General features: G+C 32.6%; 21 protein-coding genes. 4 read left to right on the forward strand and 17 right to left on the reverse strand.

What is annotated here, in order from left to right; translation table 11 throughout:
* Positions 1–18 precede the first annotated feature (18 nt).
* The 10 genes from KPL50_RS18495 to vanR form a co-directional block, all read right to left on the reverse strand.
* The gene (locus KPL50_RS18495) at positions 19–615 is read right to left on the reverse strand and encodes a hypothetical protein (protein ID WP_216300023.1); all 597 of its coding nucleotides are present in this window, start codon (positions 613–615) and stop codon (positions 19–21) included.
* Positions 616–747: 132 nt separating this feature from the next.
* On the reverse strand, positions 748–1,278 hold the full coding sequence (locus tag KPL50_RS18500; RefSeq protein ID WP_216300024.1) for a PadR family transcriptional regulator: 531 nt from the start codon (positions 1,276–1,278) through the stop codon (positions 748–750).
* A 63-nt stretch (positions 1,279–1,341) separates the two neighbouring features.
* Positions 1,342–2,190, reverse strand: a complete 849-nt coding sequence (locus KPL50_RS18505) for a sialate O-acetylesterase (RefSeq protein WP_216300025.1) — start codon at positions 2,188–2,190, stop codon at positions 1,342–1,344.
* Positions 2,191–2,609: 419 nt separating this feature from the next.
* Positions 2,610–3,821, reverse strand: coding sequence for a serine racemase VanT catalytic subunit (vanT, locus tag KPL50_RS18510; RefSeq protein ID WP_216300026.1), 1,212 nt, complete (start codon positions 3,819–3,821; stop codon positions 2,610–2,612).
* Positions 3,818–4,867 carry a D-alanine--D-serine ligase VanG gene (gene vanG, locus KPL50_RS18515; protein ID WP_216300027.1) on the reverse strand — a complete coding sequence of 350 codons (1,050 nt, stop codon included), beginning with the start codon at positions 4,865–4,867 and terminating at the stop codon, positions 3,818–3,820. Before vanG ends, vanT begins: the two co-directional genes overlap by 4 nt.
* Before the next feature lie 4 nt (positions 4,868–4,871).
* Entirely contained in the window at positions 4,872–5,696 is an 825-nt protein-coding gene (vanW, locus tag KPL50_RS18520) for a glycopeptide resistance accessory protein VanW (RefSeq protein WP_216300028.1), read from the reverse strand.
* Positions 5,697–5,838: 142 nt separating this feature from the next.
* Positions 5,839–7,641 (reverse strand): penicillin-binding protein 2, encoded by a 1,803-nt coding sequence (locus KPL50_RS18525; protein ID WP_216300029.1) that lies wholly within the window; start codon positions 7,639–7,641, stop codon positions 5,839–5,841.
* Between the two features lie 153 nt (positions 7,642–7,794).
* On the reverse strand, positions 7,795–8,799 hold the full coding sequence (locus tag KPL50_RS18530) for a D-alanyl-D-alanine carboxypeptidase family protein (RefSeq protein WP_216300030.1): 1,005 nt from the start codon (positions 8,797–8,799) through the stop codon (positions 7,795–7,797).
* Between the two features lie 93 nt (positions 8,800–8,892).
* A complete protein-coding gene (locus KPL50_RS18535) occupies positions 8,893–10,017 on the reverse strand; it encodes a cell wall metabolism sensor histidine kinase WalK (protein WP_253200698.1) in 1,125 nt (374 codons plus the stop codon).
* A complete protein-coding gene (vanR, locus tag KPL50_RS18540; RefSeq protein ID WP_253200700.1) occupies positions 10,007–10,711 on the reverse strand; it encodes a VanR-ABDEGLN family response regulator transcription factor in 705 nt (234 codons plus the stop codon). The genes KPL50_RS18535 and vanR overlap by 11 nt, the downstream gene beginning before the upstream one ends.
* Before the next feature lie 446 nt (positions 10,712–11,157).
* Between vanR and KPL50_RS18545 the strand changes: the two genes are divergently transcribed.
* The 3 genes from KPL50_RS18545 to KPL50_RS18555 all read left to right on the forward strand — a co-directional run bounded on the left by KPL50_RS18545 (position 11,158) and on the right by KPL50_RS18555 (position 14,497).
* Positions 11,158–12,195: a 3D domain-containing protein gene (locus tag KPL50_RS18545; protein ID WP_216300032.1), complete on the forward strand. Its 1,038-nt coding sequence runs from the start codon at positions 11,158–11,160 to the stop codon at positions 12,193–12,195.
* A gap of 109 nt (positions 12,196–12,304) precedes the next feature.
* Positions 12,305–13,174, forward strand: a complete 870-nt coding sequence (locus tag KPL50_RS18550; protein WP_216300033.1) for a DUF1002 domain-containing protein — start codon at positions 12,305–12,307, stop codon at positions 13,172–13,174.
* Positions 13,175–13,279: 105 nt separating this feature from the next.
* Entirely contained in the window at positions 13,280–14,497 is a 1,218-nt protein-coding gene (locus KPL50_RS18555) for an IS256 family transposase (RefSeq protein ID WP_216300034.1), read from the forward strand.
* Between the two features lie 573 nt (positions 14,498–15,070).
* Here KPL50_RS18555 and KPL50_RS18560 read toward each other — a convergent pair.
* The 7 genes from KPL50_RS18560 to KPL50_RS18590 all read right to left on the reverse strand — a co-directional run bounded on the left by KPL50_RS18560 (position 15,071) and on the right by KPL50_RS18590 (position 21,495).
* Positions 15,071–16,402 carry an FAD-dependent oxidoreductase gene (locus KPL50_RS18560; RefSeq protein WP_216300035.1) on the reverse strand — a complete coding sequence of 444 codons (1,332 nt, stop codon included), beginning with the start codon at positions 16,400–16,402 and terminating at the stop codon, positions 15,071–15,073.
* Positions 16,403–16,828: 426 nt separating this feature from the next.
* Positions 16,829–18,202 (reverse strand): VanW family protein, encoded by a 1,374-nt coding sequence (locus KPL50_RS18565; protein WP_216300036.1) that lies wholly within the window; start codon positions 18,200–18,202, stop codon positions 16,829–16,831.
* Between the two features lie 47 nt (positions 18,203–18,249).
* Positions 18,250–18,894, reverse strand: a complete 645-nt coding sequence (locus KPL50_RS18570; RefSeq protein ID WP_216300037.1) for a hypothetical protein — start codon at positions 18,892–18,894, stop codon at positions 18,250–18,252.
* Positions 18,895–18,929: 35 nt separating this feature from the next.
* The gene (locus KPL50_RS18575) at positions 18,930–19,130 is read right to left on the reverse strand and encodes a hypothetical protein (RefSeq protein ID WP_216300038.1); all 201 of its coding nucleotides are present in this window, start codon (positions 19,128–19,130) and stop codon (positions 18,930–18,932) included.
* A 497-nt stretch (positions 19,131–19,627) separates the two neighbouring features.
* Entirely contained in the window at positions 19,628–20,095 is a 468-nt protein-coding gene (locus KPL50_RS18580; protein WP_216300039.1) for a chemotaxis protein CheX, read from the reverse strand.
* Positions 20,077–20,952, reverse strand: a complete 876-nt coding sequence (locus KPL50_RS18585; protein WP_216300040.1) for a response regulator — start codon at positions 20,950–20,952, stop codon at positions 20,077–20,079. The genes KPL50_RS18580 and KPL50_RS18585 overlap by 19 nt, the downstream gene beginning before the upstream one ends.
* A 363-nt stretch (positions 20,953–21,315) precedes the next feature.
* Positions 21,316–21,495 (reverse strand): hypothetical protein, encoded by a 180-nt coding sequence (locus tag KPL50_RS18590; RefSeq protein ID WP_216300041.1) that lies wholly within the window; start codon positions 21,493–21,495, stop codon positions 21,316–21,318.
* A gap of 227 nt (positions 21,496–21,722) precedes the next feature.
* Between KPL50_RS18590 and KPL50_RS18595 the strand changes: the two genes are divergently transcribed.
* A complete protein-coding gene (locus KPL50_RS18595) occupies positions 21,723–21,923 on the forward strand; it encodes a helix-turn-helix domain-containing protein (RefSeq protein WP_216300042.1) in 201 nt (66 codons plus the stop codon).
* Positions 21,924–22,050 lie beyond the last annotated feature (127 nt).

Below are 22,050 nucleotides of genomic sequence, written 5' to 3' on the forward strand. Positions count from 1 at the left end.
GTTGTTTTTGCCATCTTCTCACCTTCTACTTTTGTTTCTACTAAGTATATTTCTCTTTGAAGAAACAACATATCCTACGATTCCAAATCCTACTATTAGCAGAAGGATAATCGCATCTGATAAGTCTACCTTTGATACACCACTAAAAATTTCACTTCCTATAATTAACATTGCATAAACTATAAAATCAATTATTGTTCTTAATTTGCTATTTTTTAAATTTCCAAATATAAAATGCATTAGAATCGCATAAAATAAACCTGCTGGTATTCCTATTAATACAATCATTGAACCACTGTTTTGTAAATAGAAAGTTAAACAGAATAGTGCAATGTACATAAATGCCCTTCCTAGTAATCCAAGATAAACATCTTTCTTAGGAATTTCCTTATAGTAGGTTTTTTCAATATCATTAATAAAACCCTTTGCCCCCTTTGGAAGAACATCTTCTATATTTCTGCCTTCCTCTTGACTTGTATAAAACATTTCAATAAAATCATCTAAAACCTCATTTAAAAAGTACTTGTCTGCAATTGACCTTTCTAAGGCTCCTGAAACCTCATTATATGCCTTCAAATATTCCTTATTTAATTCAACATCTATGAATTTAATCAACTTACTCTTATGGCAGAACAATAGGATAGTGGCACCTCAAAATCTACCATTCATGCTATATGTTAAAATCAAAACTATAAAAAACGGTAGCTCTGACTAAAACTACCGTTAATAAATAAATAGAAAGTTTTATTAATTTTCATTTCTTATATCTTTTAACAGTCCTTCAAACCATTGAACATTTACTAAATGATGAGAAAGTGAATTTTCCAACATTTTTCTAAAATAAGTAAGGGTAGTTTCATAATGCCCAAGAGATTGTTCTAATAAAAAAATTTTCTTTTTAGTTTGTTCGATTTGTATTTCTATTAGTTTTGTTAGCTCCTCGCTTTTATATTCATTAGCAAATAGCATTGCTGCATAAAAAGATAAATTTATATACTCTGTCTTAGAGCCATACTTATACATCAATTTTTCAAATTCTTTATCTCCTAGCTCAGTGATGATATAATTATGCGTCTCTCTAGTATTGTCTAGTTTATCCAATTTTTCAATTTTTTCAATATATTGCTTTTCTTCTAATTGTTGAAGATTATAATAGAATGACCCCTTAGTGAAATTTACTATATATTTATAGTGTCTCTCTTCCATTAAGGCTAATAATTCGTATCCGTAAGAACCTGGGTTTTGTTTTAATAAACCTAAGATTAGTAATGGTATCAAGAAAACACCTCCTTTATATTCTTCATCAAAACTATGCTAATAGTTATTCCATAAATATAAAGTTTACCCATTGTTGATTTGTATGAGTTGAGACTCGAATTCATCATATGATATTTTTCCTAATGCCAAATCCATAATTTTTATATATATCTTTTCTGCCTTTGTATGCGTTCTAGCATGATTAAGATTTATCAACTCATTTTCATTAATTAATGGCTTCATTACATGTTGCTTATTAGAAAAGACTTCAAAATATCGTAAACCAAATTTTCTTTGAGAAATTGCATCAATATGAATACCATCAGGATTAGAAGTTAAACCTGAGGCTGTGACAAAGTAACAATTATCTTGTTCAAAAGCAAATTTTTGTAACTCTTGATTAATAAAGTTATATTCAGTACAGCTTTTTCCAAATCCTTCTTTGCCTAAATAATCTCCTAAACCGCCAATAATAAGGGGAATATCTGGAGCATTCAACTCCTTTCTAAGAGCCTCAATAATTAAAAGTAATTTTTTGTAATAGACTTTGTAATTACCATTGATACTATCACTTTCTCCTTGATGCCATAGAATTCCTGTTAACTCACTATTCTGCATAGCAAATTTAGATTCAGTTATTGCATGTCTAAAAAGTGCTTCGTCTACAGCCCATTCATCCAGCGAGCTTCCACCTTCAGCACAAGGAATTAAGCCAATAGTATCTTCTTGATTTTGATGACACCATGCATCTGCAAATGAACCAGCCAGACTTATTCCTGAAACAGGACGGTCATAATTGATGGGCTCAGTCATCATTTGCCATCTACCATTACGCAACATTTGTATTCTTTCATTATAAATCGGGGTTACTTCATGAATAAACCCTCGTCCAGCCATATTTGACTGTCCTAACATTAAAAACGATTTAATCATTTCTTTCATCCTTTCTTTCTATTTAATATTTATGAAGAAATGTTTCCAGCTCTCAATAAATGTTAAGTAGTTACTTATTTAATTTTTTAGCCATTACAGACATAGTCTAATTAGACTAATAACACTTATATTATAGTCTAATTAGACTAATTGTCAACTATATTTTAGGCGATGAAGAGAAATATTCATTAATTAACACACAAAAATAGCCGACTAAGGTGAATACTTTGCTTCACCCCAGACGGCATAAATTTTAGTCTCTATTCAATTCCACATTCTACTTCAGTCCCGTCAAGCAGACTGACAACCAACTTACCTTCATAGACCATTAACTTATCAGTCAATTTGAAATATAGGTCTACAGAAAACCATTCAATCGGTTTTGCCGTTTTGAACGTAGCAATAAAACATTTGGCAATTCATAAAATTACCCTTTCCAACCGATTTCCTAACCGACTTAGGAGTTCACTGGCAATTGTTCCAGCATTTTTAGCTAAGTGTTGTGCTGTAATTTTCTCTGAGCCATCACAACCAATCAATGTAACAATATCATTTTTCCGAGCACCAGGAATATCGGTGACATCAACCATGAGGTGATCCATACAAATTCGACCAATGGTTGGTGCAAAGCAGCCGTGAATCAAGACATAACCCACCCCACAGGAAAGGCTTCTCGGAAGTCCATCTGCAAAGCCTATAGGGAGAATGGCAACTCGTGTCTCCCTTTGTGCAATAAATTGACGGCCATAGCTGACACTTTCTCCTACACAAATTGTTCTTACGAGTACAATTCTGGCTTTTAAAGCCAGAACAGGTTGCAAATCTATCTGCAGTCTTGTTTTATTATCAGGCGAACTTAATGCACCGTATAGTGCATCTCCGATTCTGACATAATCGCATTGGAGTTCAGGATAGTTTAAGACCCCATAACTGCTTTGTATATGAATTTTAGGTAATGTATGCCCAAGTTTCTCAAGCCGATGCAGTAATGCATAAAAACTATGAAATTGATTTATGGTAAATTCAGTATCATCTGCTTTTGTGCTATCTGCGGCGCATAGATGAGTAAAAATTCCACAGACCTTCAAATTCTCGCATCGCAGGATTTTATCAATCTCTATCGTGTTGTTGCAGCGTTCACCCAAACGATGCATACCAGTATCAATTTTGATGTGAACCTGTATAAGTTTTCCGAACGCATTAAGCTGTTTTGCGTGGTCATAATCGGTTATCGTCTGCATCAAATTGTAACAAAGCATTTCTCTAGCCCTCTTCGGTGAGGTATAACCTAAAATCAGTATATTGCCTTTAATTCCGTGCGTCCGCAAATGGATAGCCTCGTCTATTGTGGCAACAGCGAAAGATTTAACACCCAATTGGTTTAGATTGGTTGCTACCTCCACATCACCGTGTCCATAGGCATTGGCTTTCACAACAGCCATCAATTCGCATCCATCTGAAAGCACCTCACTTAAGGCTTTCACATTATGTCTTAAGTTGGTTGAATTTATTTCAATCCACGCTCTGTCCATATGTGTTTGTTTTGAATTAAATTCCTTTTTGTTTGTTTTTTTTAAAAAGATACTGCTAAGGATCGCAGTATCTTTAGGGGCTAATGTCAGTGTTCTCATCGTCCCATCTCCAGCATTATAAGGGAATCTACAATTTTATCAAAAGTCATACCAATTCCTTTAAGCATGTTGGGATAGCGGCTATGAGAAGTAAAACCGGGGATGGTATTGACTTCATTAAAAATAATATCTCCATCCGGTGTTAAAAACAGGTCTACCCGTGCAAATCCGGAACATCGCAGCGCCTGATAAATTATGACAGAGGTCCGCTTGATTCGTACAGCCATATCTGCGTCGATGCGGGCAGGCATATGAATTTGGGAGGTTTTATGGGTATATTTTTCCGTGTAATCATTAAAACCATTCGACAGTTCTATCTCATCCACCTCGCCAATAGTAAGCGAATCATTTCCAAGGACAGCGCAACCAACCTCGAATCCATTGATTGCTTCCTCTATGAGAACCTTATTGTCATATTGAAAGGCGACAGCGATCGCACCTTGAAGTTCGCTCCCTTGCGAAACCTTTGTGATGCCAAGGGATGAACCTCCATTTACGGGTTTAACAAACATTGGAAATTTTAAGGAAACAACCCGCTCCATCAGTTCTGCATCGGAAACCTTAGCTCTCAGCAAAATTGATGGAGGCGTTTTTACTCCAGCCAAATGCACAATTTTATGTGCAATGTCTTTGTCCATGCACATTGCCGAGCTCAACGTGTCGCATCCTACAAAAGGGATACCAGCCATCGTAAGTAAACCTTGTAATGTTCCGTCCTCACCGTTTTTCCCATGAAGGACGGGAAAAGCTACATCAATTCTGGTCGCAATTATCTTATCATCATAAAACTCAAGCATCCCATGAATATGCCGATCAGGTGAAATAATAGCGGGAACGCAGGCTCCCATATCCATCCATGTATTATCAAGAATTTGCTCCGGTGAACCATTATATCTCATCCAAACTCCCGACCGCGTGATACCGATTAAGGTTACATCGTAATATTGCGGATTAAGGCTTATAATAACAGAATAAGCAGATTGTAAGGAAATCTCATATTCACTAGAACATCCCCCAAATATGATTGCAATTGTTTTCTTTTTCATTATATTATTCTCCTCTTTCTATAATTTCTATATCATCATGTAACTGATATCCTATTTCACATATATTGTTATAAAGAAGACTATCGTAAAACTGTTGTAATCTTTCATCTGACTTTCTTTGATAAATAGATACCTGCTGAAATACATTGCACCCTTTTCTATAATAGGATATATCTCGATTAAATATTTCGTACGTGAAAGCTAGCTCTTTATTTGTCAAAATACAACCCTGCATATAGCTATCATCGAATGTAATCTTTATTTGGAATATGTAATTCGTCTCATTTTTAACCTTTAAATCCAACCATCCCTCGCTGACAGTAGCATCCGTAGCTTCGGGAATACCAGTTGCCTCTGATGAAAATGTTTTAATATCGTGGGTATGTCGCTCTACAATTGTAAGTGGGGTGTGAATCAGCAACAAAAAAATTAAATTACTTAATTGACAAAGTCCACCACCATACTCCCCTACTATTTTTCCATCCTGTAAGACTAATCCATCTTTATAATTTTCATAACGATCGGCTGATTTGACAAGTTGCCAAAAGGAAAAGGTTTCTCCAGGTTGTATTAAGATATTGTTAACTGCTTTCGCAGCAAGTTTTAGATTATGTACTTTATTAATTTGATATTGTAAATTAAATCCACTGTTGTCGTTTATCAACAAAGATCCTGCTTCGAATACCTTGTAGGGTAATGAATTATCTTCTTTCGTTTTCGCATAGCTGTTTTTATCAAAATACATATGTATGTAGAAGAAATTTTTTCTTTGCATTTTTCTAAGCGGTAATAAAAATGGAAATAATTGTGTAATTCTCTTTCGTGCCATATAATCTATCCTTCCATCTATTTATTTATAATATCTTTTCCTTACTCTCTAATATTACAAAAATTAGTTTAAGAAAAATGTAATTAATTCTTAACATTTATTAAGATTACAATTTATTAAGCAATATAATTAAACAATAGTTTTAATTCTTTTTTGCAGCATTTTTGTTAATTCTATCATTTTCATCATATGGATATATATCCATTACTGGAAACAAATCTGAAAATAGCTTACGCGCTGCCGGTACTGCTGTCTGTCCTGCATAATATTTCATTGAGTTTGGTTCCTCTATAGTAACTATTAAGCTTACCTTTGGATTACTTGAAGGGGCCATACCTACAAATGATGATATATATTTTCCGGGAATATAGCCTCCGCTGGCGCTATTAACTTTATTAGCAGTTCCAGTCTTCCCGCCTATATGATAACCATCCATATAGGTTCCAGTCGCAGTTCCTTCTTTAACAACCGTTTCCAAGTATGTTCTTAATTGTGCCGACTTTTCGCTACTCATTATGGTTCTTTTGTTTAGATTATTATATTGCTTGTCCACAACTTTTTTACCATTAACATTATGGGATATTTCCTTCATAACATGTGGTGTAATCCATTCCCCACCATTAGCAATTGCATTAAACGCAGCCATAAACTGTATTTGAGTAACTGCAACACCTTGTCCATATGACATCGTAGCAAGATCAAGCGGTGTAATATTTTTTAAACTTTTTATTAACCCAGTGCTTTCACCAGGCAAGTCTATATCAGTTTTTTCTCCAATACCAACCTGTTGTGCAAACTTATAAAAATTACCCTTTCCAATCATCTGTCCTAACCTTACAAACCCTACATTATCAGAGTTTTTAATTATATCCGGAAAAGTTTCAACACCATAGTTCTTTTTATCATTGTTATACAATGTATTACTTCCAACTTTAATACTACCATTACTCACAAAACGATCCTTATTAGTTACAGCATTGTTTTGAAGTGCAGCTGCGGCTGTTATAACCTTAAATATTGATCCTGGTTCAAACATATCGCTGACAGCTTTATTCTTCCATGTTTCCTGTGCTTTCTCAGTTATAATACCCTCCATATAAGGGTTGTTTAAATTATAATCTGGTGAATTTGCCATTCCTAAAACCTCACCATTATTTGGATTCATAATTGTTATACTTACAGACTTTGCACCATTTTCTACTAACGTTTCCTTAGCTACTGTTTCCGCTATATGTTGGATTCGTCCATCTATAGTTAATGTTAAGTCCTTACCATCTATAGGTTGAACTCTCACAGCTCGTTTATAAGGCAATTCATTACTATCCCTATCTAGCTCTACTACTTTAACACCAGGAATACCTGCTAGTTCGTCATTATAACTCATCTCTACTCCGTTAACTCCAGAACCATCTAAATTAGTATGCCCTAAAACATGTGATAAAAAACTATCATTTGGATATATCCTCTTAACATCACTTGAAATTATTATTCCTTTATATTTCAGGTTTTTAATAGAATTTACCGCTTTCTGATCAACCTTTCTTTTCAATGATACAAACTGAAGCCCTTTACCTTTGATGTTTTCTGTATTTAATGTTTTTTCAATATTGCTGCTTTTAACATTAAAAATCTTTGATAATTTTTCAGAGGCTTCGCCCTCAGGTATTTTATTATCCACTAAATATTTTTTTAATACAATTAAATCAGCATCTACCCTATAAACATTCATGCTTAATGCCAAGACAACACCATTGCTGTCTAAAATTCTCCCCCTAGAAGCAGCTATTGTTATACCCTTTGTTTGCTGCTGCACTGCCAATGTTTTGTACTTATAACCCTTAATGGCCATTAAATAAAATAATCTACCCACAAGAATACTAAATACTAAAGAAAATACTACTCCTACAATAAAAATCCTTTTACATAGTGGCTTTTTTCTTTTCAATCTGCTCACCAACGCCTTATATTTTTATTTAAAAATGTATATATATAATAATTATTTTAATATAGTTTTTATTACTCTTTCAAAATTTCCATATGCTATTTTCTCAATATTAGGATTTTTATATCTATAAAATCAGTTTCACCCTTTCATAACTTAATATTTCCCTAACTTGTTATACACGGCGTAAGCGTCATCAATATTGTATTGCGGTGTTCCGTGATTGCCATTGGCTCCTACCGTCACAAATATATACTCCTTGCCATCCTTTTGAGCAAGGCTTGCAAGACATAGCCCAGCTTCATTGGTATATCCGGTCTTGCCACCCAACATTTTGCCGCCGTCAATCACTTGATTCACTATGTTTTTAAACATTGTGCTATAAAAAGTAATCCCGTCCGGATTTTTATTTGTCGGTGACGTGGAGTAGCGCGAAGAAGTAAAAATATCCCGAAACGTCTTATTTTGCAACGCATAGCTTAAAAGCACCGCCAAATCCTTTACGGTGGTGTAGTGATTATCGTCTTGAAGTCCGGTGGTATTGGTAAAGTGCGTACCCTTCATGCCGAGTACCTCTGCTTTTTCATTCATTATATCAACGAATTTTTGCTCTGATCCCGCAATACTGTTTGCAAGCCCAATACTGCACTCTGCTCCACTGGGTAGCATTACACCGTAAAGCAAATCAATTGCTCGGACTTTCTCATCTGGCTGAAATCCTGCCATTGATGCATCCGCTTTGTGCAATTTACGAAACATGGAACTCGGAAGCTTTATATTTTCCTGTAAATCAGGTAACTTCTCAATTGCAACGATTGCTGTCATAATTTTAGTCAAAGATGCGGGGTAAATCTTTTGACTTCCGTTTTTTTCCATCAAAATGCTGTGATTATCTAGCCTAACCAGAATAGCATTGGGACTATTCAGCTTGTCTAAGGATTTGGAAAGGTCAGCATCAGATGCTACCGTTAATGATAAAACAGGGCTAGCTTTATCGCCTACAACTTTTTTAGACGATGATTGGCCTTTAAGAGATTGGCCTTTAATAAATTGACCTTTAAGATCAATGTTAGATTTATAAGAGAAAACAATACCAATAACTATAATTATTAACAGAAGAACCCGAAACTTTGATTTCTTCTTTTCTTTTTTTTGACGCATAAAAAAACAACTCCTTATTCTGTGATGTCTCTATTTAACCACAGAATAAGGAACCATATTTGAATTTAATCTTATGAACATCTTAAGATTTTCTTATGATGGAAACTTTACCGTAAATATGGTATGTTCCAAGTTGCTTTCCGCTATTATAATTCCGCCATGGGCCGTGACGATTTCCTTGGCGATTGCCAGACCCACCCCCGCTCCGCCGGTGTTTGTGGAGCGGGCGGTATCAAGCCTGTAAAATTTTTCAAAAATGATGTCCAGTTTTTGGGAAGGAATTGGATCACCCTGATTGGTGAAAGCAATACAGATATTTTCCCCTTGCTTATCCGCTGAAATGTCAATAACGCTATTTTCATAACTATAGGCAATGGCGTTTTTCAGAATATTGTTGAAGACACGGGCAATCTTGTCCGCGTCACCCACCAGAATGAGATCCTCTGGAACGCGGGCTATGGCCTGTTTCCCCTGCGGTGTAAGCATAGGGTAAGCCTCATCAACCATCTGCGAAAGCATAAAAGCGAGTTTTATTTTCCCTTTATTCAAAACAATGGACTGCAGATTAAATCTTGTAATTTCAAAAAACTCATTAATCAATTCTTCCAATCTGTAAGCCTTATTTAAAGCTATCCCAACGTACTTCGCCTTTTGCTCTGCCGGCATGTCTGGTGCTTCATCCAAAATACTCAGGTATCCGATTACTGAAGCAAGTGGTGTTTTTAGGTCATGTGCCAAATAAGTAATTAGATCATTTTTTCGCTGCATTTCTGTTTGCACAAGCTGCTGATGCTTTTGTGTAATTGCTTTTGTCTTGATAAGCTGTATTTCAATTTCAGAATATTTTCGGGGTAGTGTTAAGTCATCATTGTTTGACTTTATGTAGGAACTCATCCTTTCTGTAATAAAGGTGATGTCTTTTTTACTTCTATAACGCGCATAAAAATGTGCAATAATACTTGTCCATAATGCTAAAATTAATACAAAAGCAATAATTATATTAATAAAAAAATATTTTATTTCGATCCAGCTTCTATATATGGCTCCTACTTTTACGCGAGTTGGGTAATCGCTATGAACATAAAATTCATTATAAAACCATTCTTTAAATGCTCCGTTAAATACTTTGTTCACCAGCCATATCATACCTAAACATAACAGGATAATTACAAAGATAATAAGACTAGCTTTTAAAATGCTCTTTTTTTTATTTTTCAATTTTGTAACCAACTCCCCATACCGTTTTGATGTATTTGGGATGCTCTGCGGAATCGTGCATCTTTTCCCTCAAATGCCGGATGTGTACCATTACCGTATTATTGCTGTTCTTGAAATATTTGTCTCCCCATACCTGGTGAAACAACTCTTCAGAACTAACTACACGCCCCCGATTGGAACCCAGCACACACAGAATTGAAAACTCTATAGGAGTAAGTGAGAGTTTCTCCTCATTCAACATACATTCATGATTATCTATGTCCAAAACCAGACCGGAAAATGCAATCAGCCGTTCTTCTTCGGCTGACTCCATAGAATTGTACTTAGTAGATCTGCGAAGTTGCGCCTTTACACGAGCAATCAGTTCTAGTGGACGAAAAGGCTTTGTAATATAGTCATCCGCACCTAATGTAAGACCAGTTATCTTATCGATTTCTTCCTCCTTGGCAGTCAGCATAATTACTGGAAAATTATGATTTTCCCGGATACACTGACAGATTGAAAACCCATCTACATCGGGAAGCATTACATCCAAAATAGCGAGATCTAATTTTTCATTTTCAATACATTTTAGAGCATCCTGACCATTATAAAATTTGAAAACATTGTAATCCTCATTTTTCAGATAAACTTCTACTAAATCCGCAATAGCTTGTTCATCATCAACTATTAATATATTCGTTAACACAATCATCACCCTCCTTTTTTTAACCATATATCCCCATATTTATTATACTTCGAAGCAAAAAACATTTGGTAACCTTCTCCTTATCAAAATCTTAAGACTTTATGAATACTGACTTTATCCTATGTCTATTTTAGTGCATAACGGCTATAATTAATTACAATTCATTATAATGAACGAGGTAAGAAACCTTTTGTTTTTTTATCATTACCCATTTTGTAAGGATTTTGAATTATTTTCACCATTATATAACATAACAGTAAATATTGAAAGCAACCAACCTTTGCCTTACAATATTTTCCTACTTGCATCCAGGTTAGAAACAATTGTATAATGAAGTTTAGCAACATAATTAGTCTTTTTTAAGAAAATATATATTTTTTAACATAATTCTTTATTTATAATATAATAAAAAATATTATTAGTATTGATAGCCATTTTAAGGAGGTTCATAAATGAATAAAAAAATAATATCTGTTCTTATGATGCTAACATTAACAATAACTATCAATGTCAATACTTTTGCTGCACCAAATACTAATGAAACATCTGAATTAGAACAAGCTCAAAGCAGCAAAAAAGCTTTACAGATAAAAGTACAGAATTTCAACAATGAAATTGATGAAGTATTAAATAAAATTGACATTAACAAATCTAAAATGAATGACATCACTCAAGATGTAAGAAAAACACAAACTAAATTAGAAATTGTAGAAAAAAACGCTATCGATCAAGAAGACTTGTTTGAAAAAAGGGCAAGAGCTATGTATATAAATAGTCTAGATAGTTATCTTGAGGTACTTCTAGATTCAACTAGTTTTAGTGATCTTATATCGAGAGTAGATACGCTTGGAAGGATAATAGAGTATGATAAAAATCTCATTGCTAAAATAGAAAAACAAAGAAATTCTATAATAAAACATAAAGACACTTTAAATAATGAGAATGATAAATTATCAGCGCTAAAAGCAAATAATGAAATTATTCTAACAAAATTAAGTAAAGATATAAAAGAACACAAGGTGCTTCTTAGCAACGTAACTAAAAAAGAAACTAAATTAATTGCTAACAAAAATGCAAAAGAATTAGCCGCTGCAAAAATAAAAAAAGAACAAGCAGCAATCAAGAGATTTACTATGTCTAGACACTTAGCTTCTAGTAAAAGTTCAACGTCTAAATCTGATGCTATCCCTATTGATGTATCAAACTCAACTAACTACTTCATTATGGAATCAACCGCATATTCAATGGATGGTTTTACATCATCAGGTGCTAGAACAAACAGAGATCCAAATGGATACAGCACTATAGCTGTGGACCCTAGGGTTATACCAATGGGCTCTAAAGTTCATATAGAAGGCTACGGATATGCTATTGCATCAGATACTGGTTCAGCTATTAAAGGTAACATCATCGATGTATTTTTTAATACAGAAGCTGAAGTACTTAATTGGGGACGAAGAAATGTAAAAATCCGTATAATAAATGACTAATAAATCCCATACTTACTTTTTCATATAAAAAGATTAATATCGTAAAATAGCTATGTTGGTATAAAAGTAATATAATCTAAAAATCAATATAATAAGGAGGTCTTGTTAAATGAATAAGAAATTAGTCTTAGGTGTAATGTTAACAGCAAGTTTGTTTGCAACACCTATAAACAATGTATACGCTGATTCATATAAGAGTGTTACTATAGGGTATGATTTGACGAATCAACAGAAAGAGGACATGCTAAAGTATTTTGGTGTAGATAGGAATAGTGCGAGTGTTGTTGAAGTTACAGCTAGTGAGGAGAAGAAATATCTAGGAGGTACAGTATCTAGAGATCAATTAGGTAATAAGTCGATATCATGTTCCTATATTGAGCCAACAACTACTGGTGGTTTAGTAGTGAATACAAGTAATGTAACATGGGTAAATGATAGTATGATAAAGAATGCCCTAATTACAGCAGGAATTGAGAATGCTAATGTTAAAGTTTCTGCACCATTCACTGTATCAGGTACGGCAGCTATGACTGGCATATTAAAGGGATTCGAAAATAGTAAAGACGGTAAAAAATTAGATGAAAGTACAAAGAAAACAGCTAATGAAGAGGTCGCAGTTACAGGCAAACTAGGTGAAAAAATTGGACAAGATAAAGCTGCGGGATTAATCAATGAAGTAAAGAGTGAAGTTATAAAAGATAAACCTAAGAATGAGGAAGGTATAACGAAAATAGTAAATAATGTAACAAATAATTACAATTACAATCTGTCTAAAGATGATGTAAGTGGTATTGTTGGATTAATGACAAATGTAAATAAATTAAACTTGGATTACAGCAAAGTAAAAGGACAGCTTGAGGGTGTAGCTAGTACAATGAAAAATACATTAGATAGTGATAAGGCTAAAGGTTGGTTCGCAAGCGTGTGTGATTCTATTGGAAATTTTTTCAAAGGAATATCAGATAGTTTAAAATCATAAATGAGGAGCCTGTAAATAATTTTGTGTAAACAGATTAAAAAGTACTCTTTCTTGGCAATAATTGAGATAAGCTAATTATCCAATATTGTAAGGAGGAGTATTTTTATGTCAGATATTTCTAAGGAGATTTTAAGAGATTATATTAATGAGCAAAAGTTTGCAAACCCAAATGAGGTTTTAACTGCTATGAAGAGCATGTTCAGAGATGTTCTTCAGGAAGCATTAGAAGCTGAGATGGATTTAGAACTTGGGTATGACAAATATGATATTTCAGAAAAACAAACTCTAAATAGTAGAAATGGTTACTCTAAAAAAACTGTTAAATCAGAGCTCGGAACAGTAGAGCTTAATATACCACGTGATAGAAATGGAGAATTTGAGCCTAAAATTTTGCCTAAGCATCAGAGAAATATAACTGGAATTGAAGATAAAATAATGGCTCTATATGCGGCTGGAATGACTACAAGAGATATATCAGAACAAGTAAAAAATCTATATGATGTTGATATATCCGCTGAAATGGTTTCAAATATAACAAACAGGATTATGCCTGCAGTTACAGAGTGGCAAAATAGACCCCTTGAAAAAACATATTCTTTCGTTTTTATGGATGCAATTCATTACAAGGTGCGTGATGACAAGCATATTGTAATCAAAGCAGCTTATGTTGTATTGGGTGTAAATATGGATGGTGAAAAAGAAGTTCTTGGTATATGGGTGGGTGCAAATGAAAGCAGTAAGTTCTGGCTTTCAGTGCTTAATGACCTTAGAAATAGAGGCTTGCAGAACGTTTTAGTATTCTGTGTAGGTGGTTTAAATGGTTTTAAGGAAGCCATAGGCTCTGTATATCCTTATGCAAAGATACAGCGTTGTATAATCCATCAATTGAGAGCAAGTATGAAATATGTGCCATATAAAGACAAAAAGGCTTTTGTAGCCGATTTGAAAACTGTTTATGGTGCAGTAAACGAAGATGTTGCACTTGAAAATTTAATTTCAGCAAAAGAAAAGTGGGGTAGTAAGTATCCAAATGCAATAAAGAGCTGGGAAGATAATTGGGATAATCTTATAACTTTCTTTGTATTTCCTGATTATATTCGTAGGATCATTTACACCACAAATGCTATAGAAAGCCTTAATAGTCAATTTAGGAAAGTCACTAAGACAAAACTTATATTTCCTAATGACGATAGTCTTATGAAAATGCTGTATTTGGCTACGGAAAAAGTAAGCAGAAAATGGACTCGAGTATACGCAGATTGGGATCTTGTTATTAGCCAGCTCAATATATTATTTAGTGAAGTTCTAAATGCTGGAGCATAGCTTAGGGGACTCCGTCCCCAAACCCCTGAGGTTTATCGCTTTAATTCTAACAGGAACGTTCAAAACGGGCAACCCAAGGGGTCACCCGTTCCTGTATAGAAAATTAATAACCGCTCGGGTTGCTCCTCAGCATTGCCCTGTCCTGTTATTAAGCATGTATATTATTTACCAATTGTGCAGATAATATACCATAAAGGCATGACGAAGTTAAAATATTCGTCGACTTTAATTTACATTTTTTAACAAATAAATAATAAATCAATTTTTGTCCATAGAGAGAGAATACACAAAATTATTTACACACCCTAAATGAGATAAGCATGTGATGAATATTTCAAACGAGTAAGAATAATTCACTACCATAACTACATTTCTTTTACTATCACAAGTAAGTATTAAGCATTGGCTTAAGTGGCTAAAACCTTGAATTCCATCGGTTCGAGGTCAAATCAAATTAAATCAAGGTATAAGAAAATCCACAACTAATTAATTAGTTGTGGATTTTACTGATGGAGGCGAACCATACCTAACTTTATCACTGTCCATAATTTTCCATAATTAAATTTTCATTATCTATAATGCTTTAAGTGCCACGGTGTTTAATAAACTCCACGGTTTATTGAAGTGAGGCTGGAAGAAGAAATCTGTCATTGCCAATTCTTCTATGGTCATATTGTTTTGTATTACCACAGATAAAGTATTCATATGCTGAGTCAAGTCCTCTTCAGATATTATTTGTCCTCCAAGTATTCTTCTTGTATTTTTTTCATATACAAGCTTTAACATAGCTTCACTAAAGGTTGGCATAAACTCTGGTCTATTATTCTCGTTTATAGTTACAGAACATATATCCATAGAAGTAGTACGTTTTGCTACCTCCTCAGTAAGACCAGTAGACGCAATATACTTGTCATATATCTTTATTCCTGAGGTTCCTTGGGTCCCCATATACTTAAGCGTTGGCTCAAGTAAATTTTTAGCTACAAGTGTTCCCATTCTAACAGCATTTGTTGCTAGTGGTATATATCTCTTATCCTTTGCTGGGTTATATTCTACCACACAACAATCTCCTGCTGCATATACTCCCTCAGCACTAGTTCTCATATACTCATCTATTATTATTGCTCCATTTGGAAGAGTATCTAATTTATCCTTAACAATCATTGTGTTTGGTACAAAGCCTATACAAAGTATAACTAAGTCTGCTTCTATAGTATTTTTATCAGTAACTACTTTAGCTACCTTTCCATCATCGCCTTCGAATTTTTGAACTTTTTCTCCTAGTATTAAGTTTATTCCGTGGTCTCTAAATTCCCCTTCGGCTATATCTGTAAACTCTTTATCAAGGTACTTACTCATTATTCTCTCTTCTGCATCAATTAAGGTTATATTCTTATCCTTTATTTCAAAAGCTTCAGCTAGTTCCACTCCTATATATCCTGCACCTATAACTACTACATTCTTAGATTTATTAGATTTTTCTATAATCGTCTTAGCATGATCATAATTCTTACAAAGTAATATATTTTCAAGGTTCTTGCCTTCAAAATTAGGAACTATTGGCCATGATCCCATGGTAAGAACTATTTTATCGTATTTCTCATTTGTTATTTCATTATTTTTTAAGTTTTTAGCTATAATCCTTTTCCCTTCTACGTCTATCTCCGTTACATCATAATTCATTCGCATATTTATTCCATTGTTTCTCAAATTTTCTACTGAATTATAAAATAATTTTTCTGGTTCATTAACTATACCTGACACACTTAAAGCTATACCACAGGACAGAAAGGATACATTATCATTCCTTTCATAGACAGTGATTTCACTATCTGGATAAAGCTCCTTTGCATTTACTACAACCGCTGTGCCTGCATGAGTACATCCTACAATTGCAATTTTCATATATATTGACCTCCCTTAAATTTAAATTTATTATAAAATACAATCCTTGCTAAGTTATTGTTTTTATTTAATAATGTTATTTATTATTTAACATTCATTATCTATAATATAACTCTACTTTTCTATTTATTCAATATTAATTTTAGCCTGTACACTCAAGTAAGATTTACTATACGCATGTTTGCTTTAATATTAACAAAGTTTCGCAAAGATTCGATGATAATAAAATACCAGCCTATTTCTTCTCTATACTCACCACACACTCCTCTTGACTTGTTCGAGGAAATATTTCAAAGAAGACTATATACTTCCCCTAAAAAGTGCAAACCCCACTCTAAAAATGAACACCCCTAAATTCAAAATCAAAGCTTTCAGTTTAATTTTCACACTATATTTCAACCAAAAAAACAACAAAAACCCCTGAATTCAAGGGTTTTTCATTGCATCAAAATTATTGTTTATGTGTGGTGGAGGCGAACCATACTGCGTTAAATCCACTAAATTAGTTTCAAGTTTTTTTTTAATCCCAGAGTCCATAGGAATATATACATCATTAGAAATAAACTCTGAATTAATTAACATTCCATTTTCATATGTTTTTCTTATAACCTTTACTCTATAACCATTTGCATCCCCATTTATATTATTATCAATAATATACTTTTTTTTGTTTAAATCTGAATTTGAAAAAATATTAATATACAAATTTTTATTTTGAGTACGCGCCTCTATATATATTGGATATTCAAGCGTATTTTTAAACTTAAAATCTATATTCCCCCAATCAACTGTAGCATCAAGTCCAAGCCCTACATATGAAGAAGGCACTGAATGATGTATTCTCTCTATACCTTGTATCCCTGTTTTTAAAATTGCATTGTATAGAGTAGATGATACTTGGCATATACCTCCACCTATTCCAGATCCAATTTTATTATTAATTATAATGGGAGCCTCCATGTAACCTCTTTCTCGCGTTCTCTCTCCTAGCACCTCATTAAAACTAAAGCTTTCACCTGGATTTAAAATTTTACCATTTATAGCTCTAACAGAAATATCAATATTGTTAGCTCTCATAAAAGATGATGACTCAAATTTTGTACTAAATGATGCTATACATGTATTAATAAGAAAAAGTGTAGCTTTTGTAACCACCGCTTCCGTCTTTTTAACAGGCGCCGTTATATGTATGTCCTCATTTGCTCCAGCTTTAATTTTATTCTCAATATCTTTATTAAGTTTTTCTTTTTCAATCTTATATCCTTTTTTATCAGCATCTATTTTAATTGCACCTTCTGCTGCCATTTCTATAGTTGCATTTATAGGATTCTTATTGTTTTCCTTCTCAATATTCCTTGTAAATCCCTCTATAGAGTCATCATCACAAGTAAACTCTAAACTATATCTTTTCTTACTTCCAGTCTTTATAAGTTTATGTTTTTCAATTATGCTTAAATTTTTTCCAAAGTTAAATGCTTTATCTATAACATTATCCATATCATAACCCTTAATCAAATTGGAGTTGTCTACTGAGTATATTTTATCGTCAACGGTTACATATAGTTTCTTATTTTTTATAGCATCTATATATTGGTATTTAATTATATTTTTTGCCTCTTCCTTAGTTTTACCACCTAAAGCAATATTCGCTATTTTTATATCACTATAAATTAACTGACTCCATTTTTTATTTTCTATATTTAATCCCCACATACAACCAATTGTTAACGCAATAATACTTAAAATAAATTGAACTAGTGACCTTTTAAAACCAATAGTGATACAATATTTTTCTTTCATCTAGCACCTCATAAGTCAATTTTAAATTAAGAAAATATATGATAATGTTATTTCGGGAAAAAATTAATAATACCATCTATTTTTTGAGATTCGGATTTAATCAAGTATATTTGCTCTTCCAATACACTTTCTTTAATTTTTATTTGTTCTTGAGAATCATTAATTAAACTTAATAGCTTGGCTATCTCATCTTTATATTCAGAAATACGCTTATTAGTTTGATTATAATATCCATCCATTACCTTACCTAATACTTCTAGCCTTTGTTCTCCATCAGAAAGGAGATGATTTAAATCAACTTTGGAAGCACTAATTATATTTATAACAGATTCTTTTATTACATCCTTTGGTAAATTTTGCGGCAAAGCATTAATAAAGTTCTGCAACATAAAAACCGTATTAATGTCACTATTTTCAAGTCCATGCAAAGAATATATCTCATTTATCATCATTTTTTTTTCATATGCTGTATTTGTTTCCACTTTAGAATATTTCTCTTTAATAACTGGTTCAGGCAATTTAAATTCTTCTTTAAGATCAATAGCCTCAATTTCAAGAATATTATTCTCATTATTTAGTACTTCACTTAACTGAATATTATTTTCCCAATCTGGATTAAGACTCTTTGGTTTTTCCACGGTAACTTTTTCCACCAAATTATATTTTTCTAATATAGACATTATTTTCGACATATCATACACTCCTTAAAATTAAAACTTTAACTTAATTATATTAACTTACCTATTATCACTTTACCTACTGCTATTCCTAACATTATTATAATTAAACAAGAAAGAAAATAACGGAATTTAGCGGTAACTTTATATGTCGTCTCAGATAATCTTTTTTCAAATAATTTCAATATATTATCGCACAAAAATAGTGAAGTTGATAAAACTACAACAACAACGGAAAAAAATATTATCACCCTTTACTCCCACCTACTTGATAGATATATCTATCATCATTATTTAATTACATTATTAATTAATTATATACTATTCATTAAATTACTGCAATATATATGTTAATTCACTAAATTAATACAAAAAACCTTCCTTTTCAAGATGCAACTCATTCCCTATCACTCTAATATAAGTAAATTAGAGCATACGAAAACCAACTAGGACACGATTATTACAGACACATTCGCGGTATTAGACTATTTAATTTTAGAACAAGAAAACGCCATGTATTAGTTACTACAACTAATACATGGCGTAATTTCTTTTTCTTTTTCACTTTTCAAAATAAGTGATTGCTTTATGTATGAGATAATTAGGCTAATAATTCTATCTGCGTTTGTCCAGTGTAAATAATGTGCCCCACTTAGAATTTCAATCTTTTGAATATCAATGTTTGAAATTGCTTCTTCATGCAGTAGTACTTTTGCTTATGATCTTTACTATTGAATAAGATATAGCACTATATCTTATTATTTTCTAAAGAAATATTAACTTCAATAACCATTCCATCTACGCTCATTTCCACACAAAGAACTTTATCAGCGTTACTACTCGCCATAAATTCCCCCTGAATTAGGGTTGGTGTAGAGATATCTACATTTATATTATCACTTGAATAATTCATTGCAATATTTGCGGTTAACATATTAACAAGTTCTGAGATAGCACTTTGTGGTATCTCATCAAAGTTCTCTACAGGCATTCCCATCATCATTATTGAAGCAATTTTCTTTGCAGTGTCAATACTCATTCCATAAATAATATTCCCTTTAACATCTCCAATGATTCCAATAATAATCACAACACCCATGCTTTTTATATATTTACCCTTTACAGCAATTCCTTTTTTCTGAATATTATTTAACCCTAGTTGTGGTAGTATATTATTAAATGATTCTAAAACTGGATTTATATGATTGACATCCATTCCCCTTCACCTCTATTAAAACCTATATTTATTGTCAAATTTCCAAATTGAGATTTAACAATAGCTGCGAACGTATCCTCTAATTCTGCTTTTGATATATTTATTGACTCACCATGAAATATAGTTGGTGGTGCAACTCTTAGCCCAAACAACTTATTTTTTTTATTTATCATAGAACATGCATTTCCTGCAAGCATATTTGATATTTCTGACATAACATTAAGTAACTCTTCAGTGTTTTTAGGGTCTCTTTTCAATAATATTGTTGCAAGGTTATTTGCTGTAACAGATGACATATCCAAAATTAGTCTACCTGAATATTTACCTGTAATCCCCATAACTATTGATATACCTTCACTATGTATAGCCAGATTATCATTACTTTCGTCTGTAATCTCGGGAATTGTCTTTGTAAGTTTATTGAAAATGTTTAATAAAGCTTCTTTAATTACATTAGAATATAAGTTCTCTAGTTGTAAATATAATTCTTCATCTGCCATAACTCTATTTATTAATAAAGATAGTTCTTCTGAATCAACAGGTTTCTGAATATATCCAGATACATGAGTTTTTTTTGCTTTTTTTATAAGCTCATCATCCATCATCGCGCTAACAATTATCACTTTAATGTCTTTATCAATTTTATGTATAGCTCTTGTACATTCAAATCCATCTGTTCCTGGAAGAGTCATATCCATAGTTACTAAATCTGGTCTTACTCTGTTAACTTCCTCAATAACTTCTTCTAATGATGTTGCCTCACCAACTACATCAAATCCACTTTCAGTGAGAACATCTGTTAGTAATGCTATTTGAAAAGGTGAATCATCAACAATTAAAACTTTTATCTCTTTCATAATTCCATCTCTCCTTTAATCTATCGTATAATACAGTTATCGACTATATTAAAATTTTCTACATACCTATTTTCTTTTTTTAGGTGGCTAGCAAACAGAAACCTCCAGTTTCCATAATGGGGTCGTGTCAGCCAACTAGAAAAAGGGAACCCCGAAGGGCAAGAAAGATGGTGCAGCTGATGTGGTAAGAGTAGATTCATGGACCATATTAAATAAGACTTTATACTTCCGCTGAAAAACAATGAAAACCCCTGAATTCAAGGGTTTTCCATTGTATCAAAACTGTTGTTTATGTATGGTGGAGGCGAACCTTACCTAACTATATCACTGTCCATTGAAAAAAGTGAATTATATAAATAAATTCTAAGATATTTTACGGATAACACTGTGAAGTATCTTTCTTTTATCTTGCGAACTGGAATTATTGTTAATGCATAAAATAGTACTCCCTTTAATTTTTGTACAATACCATTCAAAACTTTTATACTGTGAGTACCCCAGGATTATTATTCTATTGTTATATTTTATTTTATAAAATTTCATGTATGTATCCCCCCTAAAATCTATTCTTATGTATAATACTTATGTACCCTTAAAGTAGAGAAAGCACGTTCTTTCGAGACAAAATACAATGCAAACCATTGACTATGGGCAATAAGTGTAATATTAGTAACGACCTTGTTTCATCCTCTTTATTATAAATCCAAACAGTGTCGATCGCCCCGACACTTTCGACAATATCGCACTAAATTATTACAAATAATAAAATTATGGATAATTACAAACTAAAAATTAAAGCATATAGAAACTGCAGAAAGCTAACTCAAAAACAATTAGCCGAAAATATAGGGATAAGTAGAAGCTTTTTAAGTGAAATAGAAAATGATAAATGGGATATCAAAATAAGTTTGTTAATAAAAATAAGTAAGACTTTGAAAGTGGCTCCTTGTAAATTAATAAAATATAAATAAAAAGCACTGGATCGTGTAAAATGTATCCTATAGAGTAGACAATTTAAAAAAAGTCTACCCTATAGGATATTTTTGTGTATAATAGAAAAAAAGCAGGAAATGGTGGGGTTGAAATGAGTAATAAATT

This window comes from Clostridium sp. CF012 (assembly GCF_018861755.1).
Classification (GTDB): Bacteria; Bacillota; Clostridia; order Clostridiales; family Clostridiaceae; genus Clostridium_AD.

Excerpts from the sequence above, each read along its gene's own strand:
- KPL50_RS18595 (WP_216300042.1), top strand. The coding sequence starts at position 21,723 with ATGGATAATTACAAACTAAAAATTAAAGCATATAGAAACTGCAGAAAG.
- vanT (WP_216300026.1), bottom strand. The coding sequence starts at position 3,821 with ATGAGAACACTGACATTAGCCCCTAAAGATACTGCGATCCTTAGCAGT.
- KPL50_RS18560 (WP_216300035.1), bottom strand. The coding sequence starts at position 16,402 with ATGAAAATTGCAATTGTAGGATGTACTCATGCAGGCACAGCGGTTGTA.
- KPL50_RS18590 (WP_216300041.1), bottom strand. The coding sequence starts at position 21,495 with ATGAAATTTTATAAAATAAAATATAACAATAGAATAATAATCCTGGGG.
- KPL50_RS18585 (WP_216300040.1), bottom strand. The coding sequence starts at position 20,952 with ATGAAAGAGATAAAAGTTTTAATTGTTGATGATTCACCTTTTCAAATA.
- KPL50_RS18555 (WP_216300034.1), top strand. The coding sequence starts at position 13,280 with ATGTCAGATATTTCTAAGGAGATTTTAAGAGATTATATTAATGAGCAA.
- vanG (WP_216300027.1), bottom strand. The coding sequence starts at position 4,867 with ATGAAAAAGAAAACAATTGCAATCATATTTGGGGGATGTTCTAGTGAA.
- KPL50_RS18565 (WP_216300036.1), bottom strand. The coding sequence starts at position 18,202 with ATGAAAGAAAAATATTGTATCACTATTGGTTTTAAAAGGTCACTAGTT.
- KPL50_RS18550 (WP_216300033.1), top strand. The coding sequence starts at position 12,305 with ATGAATAAGAAATTAGTCTTAGGTGTAATGTTAACAGCAAGTTTGTTT.
- KPL50_RS18530 (WP_216300030.1), bottom strand. The coding sequence starts at position 8,799 with ATGCGTCAAAAAAAAGAAAAGAAGAAATCAAAGTTTCGGGTTCTTCTG.
- vanW (WP_216300028.1), bottom strand. The coding sequence starts at position 5,696 with ATGGCACGAAAGAGAATTACACAATTATTTCCATTTTTATTACCGCTT.
- KPL50_RS18505 (WP_216300025.1), bottom strand. The coding sequence starts at position 2,190 with ATGATTAAATCGTTTTTAATGTTAGGACAGTCAAATATGGCTGGACGA.
- KPL50_RS18545 (WP_216300032.1), top strand. The coding sequence starts at position 11,158 with ATGAATAAAAAAATAATATCTGTTCTTATGATGCTAACATTAACAATA.
- KPL50_RS18570 (WP_216300037.1), bottom strand. The coding sequence starts at position 18,894 with ATGTCGAAAATAATGTCTATATTAGAAAAATATAATTTGGTGGAAAAA.
- vanR (WP_253200700.1), bottom strand. The coding sequence starts at position 10,711 with ATGATTGTGTTAACGAATATATTAATAGTTGATGATGAACAAGCTATT.
- KPL50_RS18580 (WP_216300039.1), bottom strand. The coding sequence starts at position 20,095 with ATGGATGTCAATCATATAAATCCAGTTTTAGAATCATTTAATAATATA.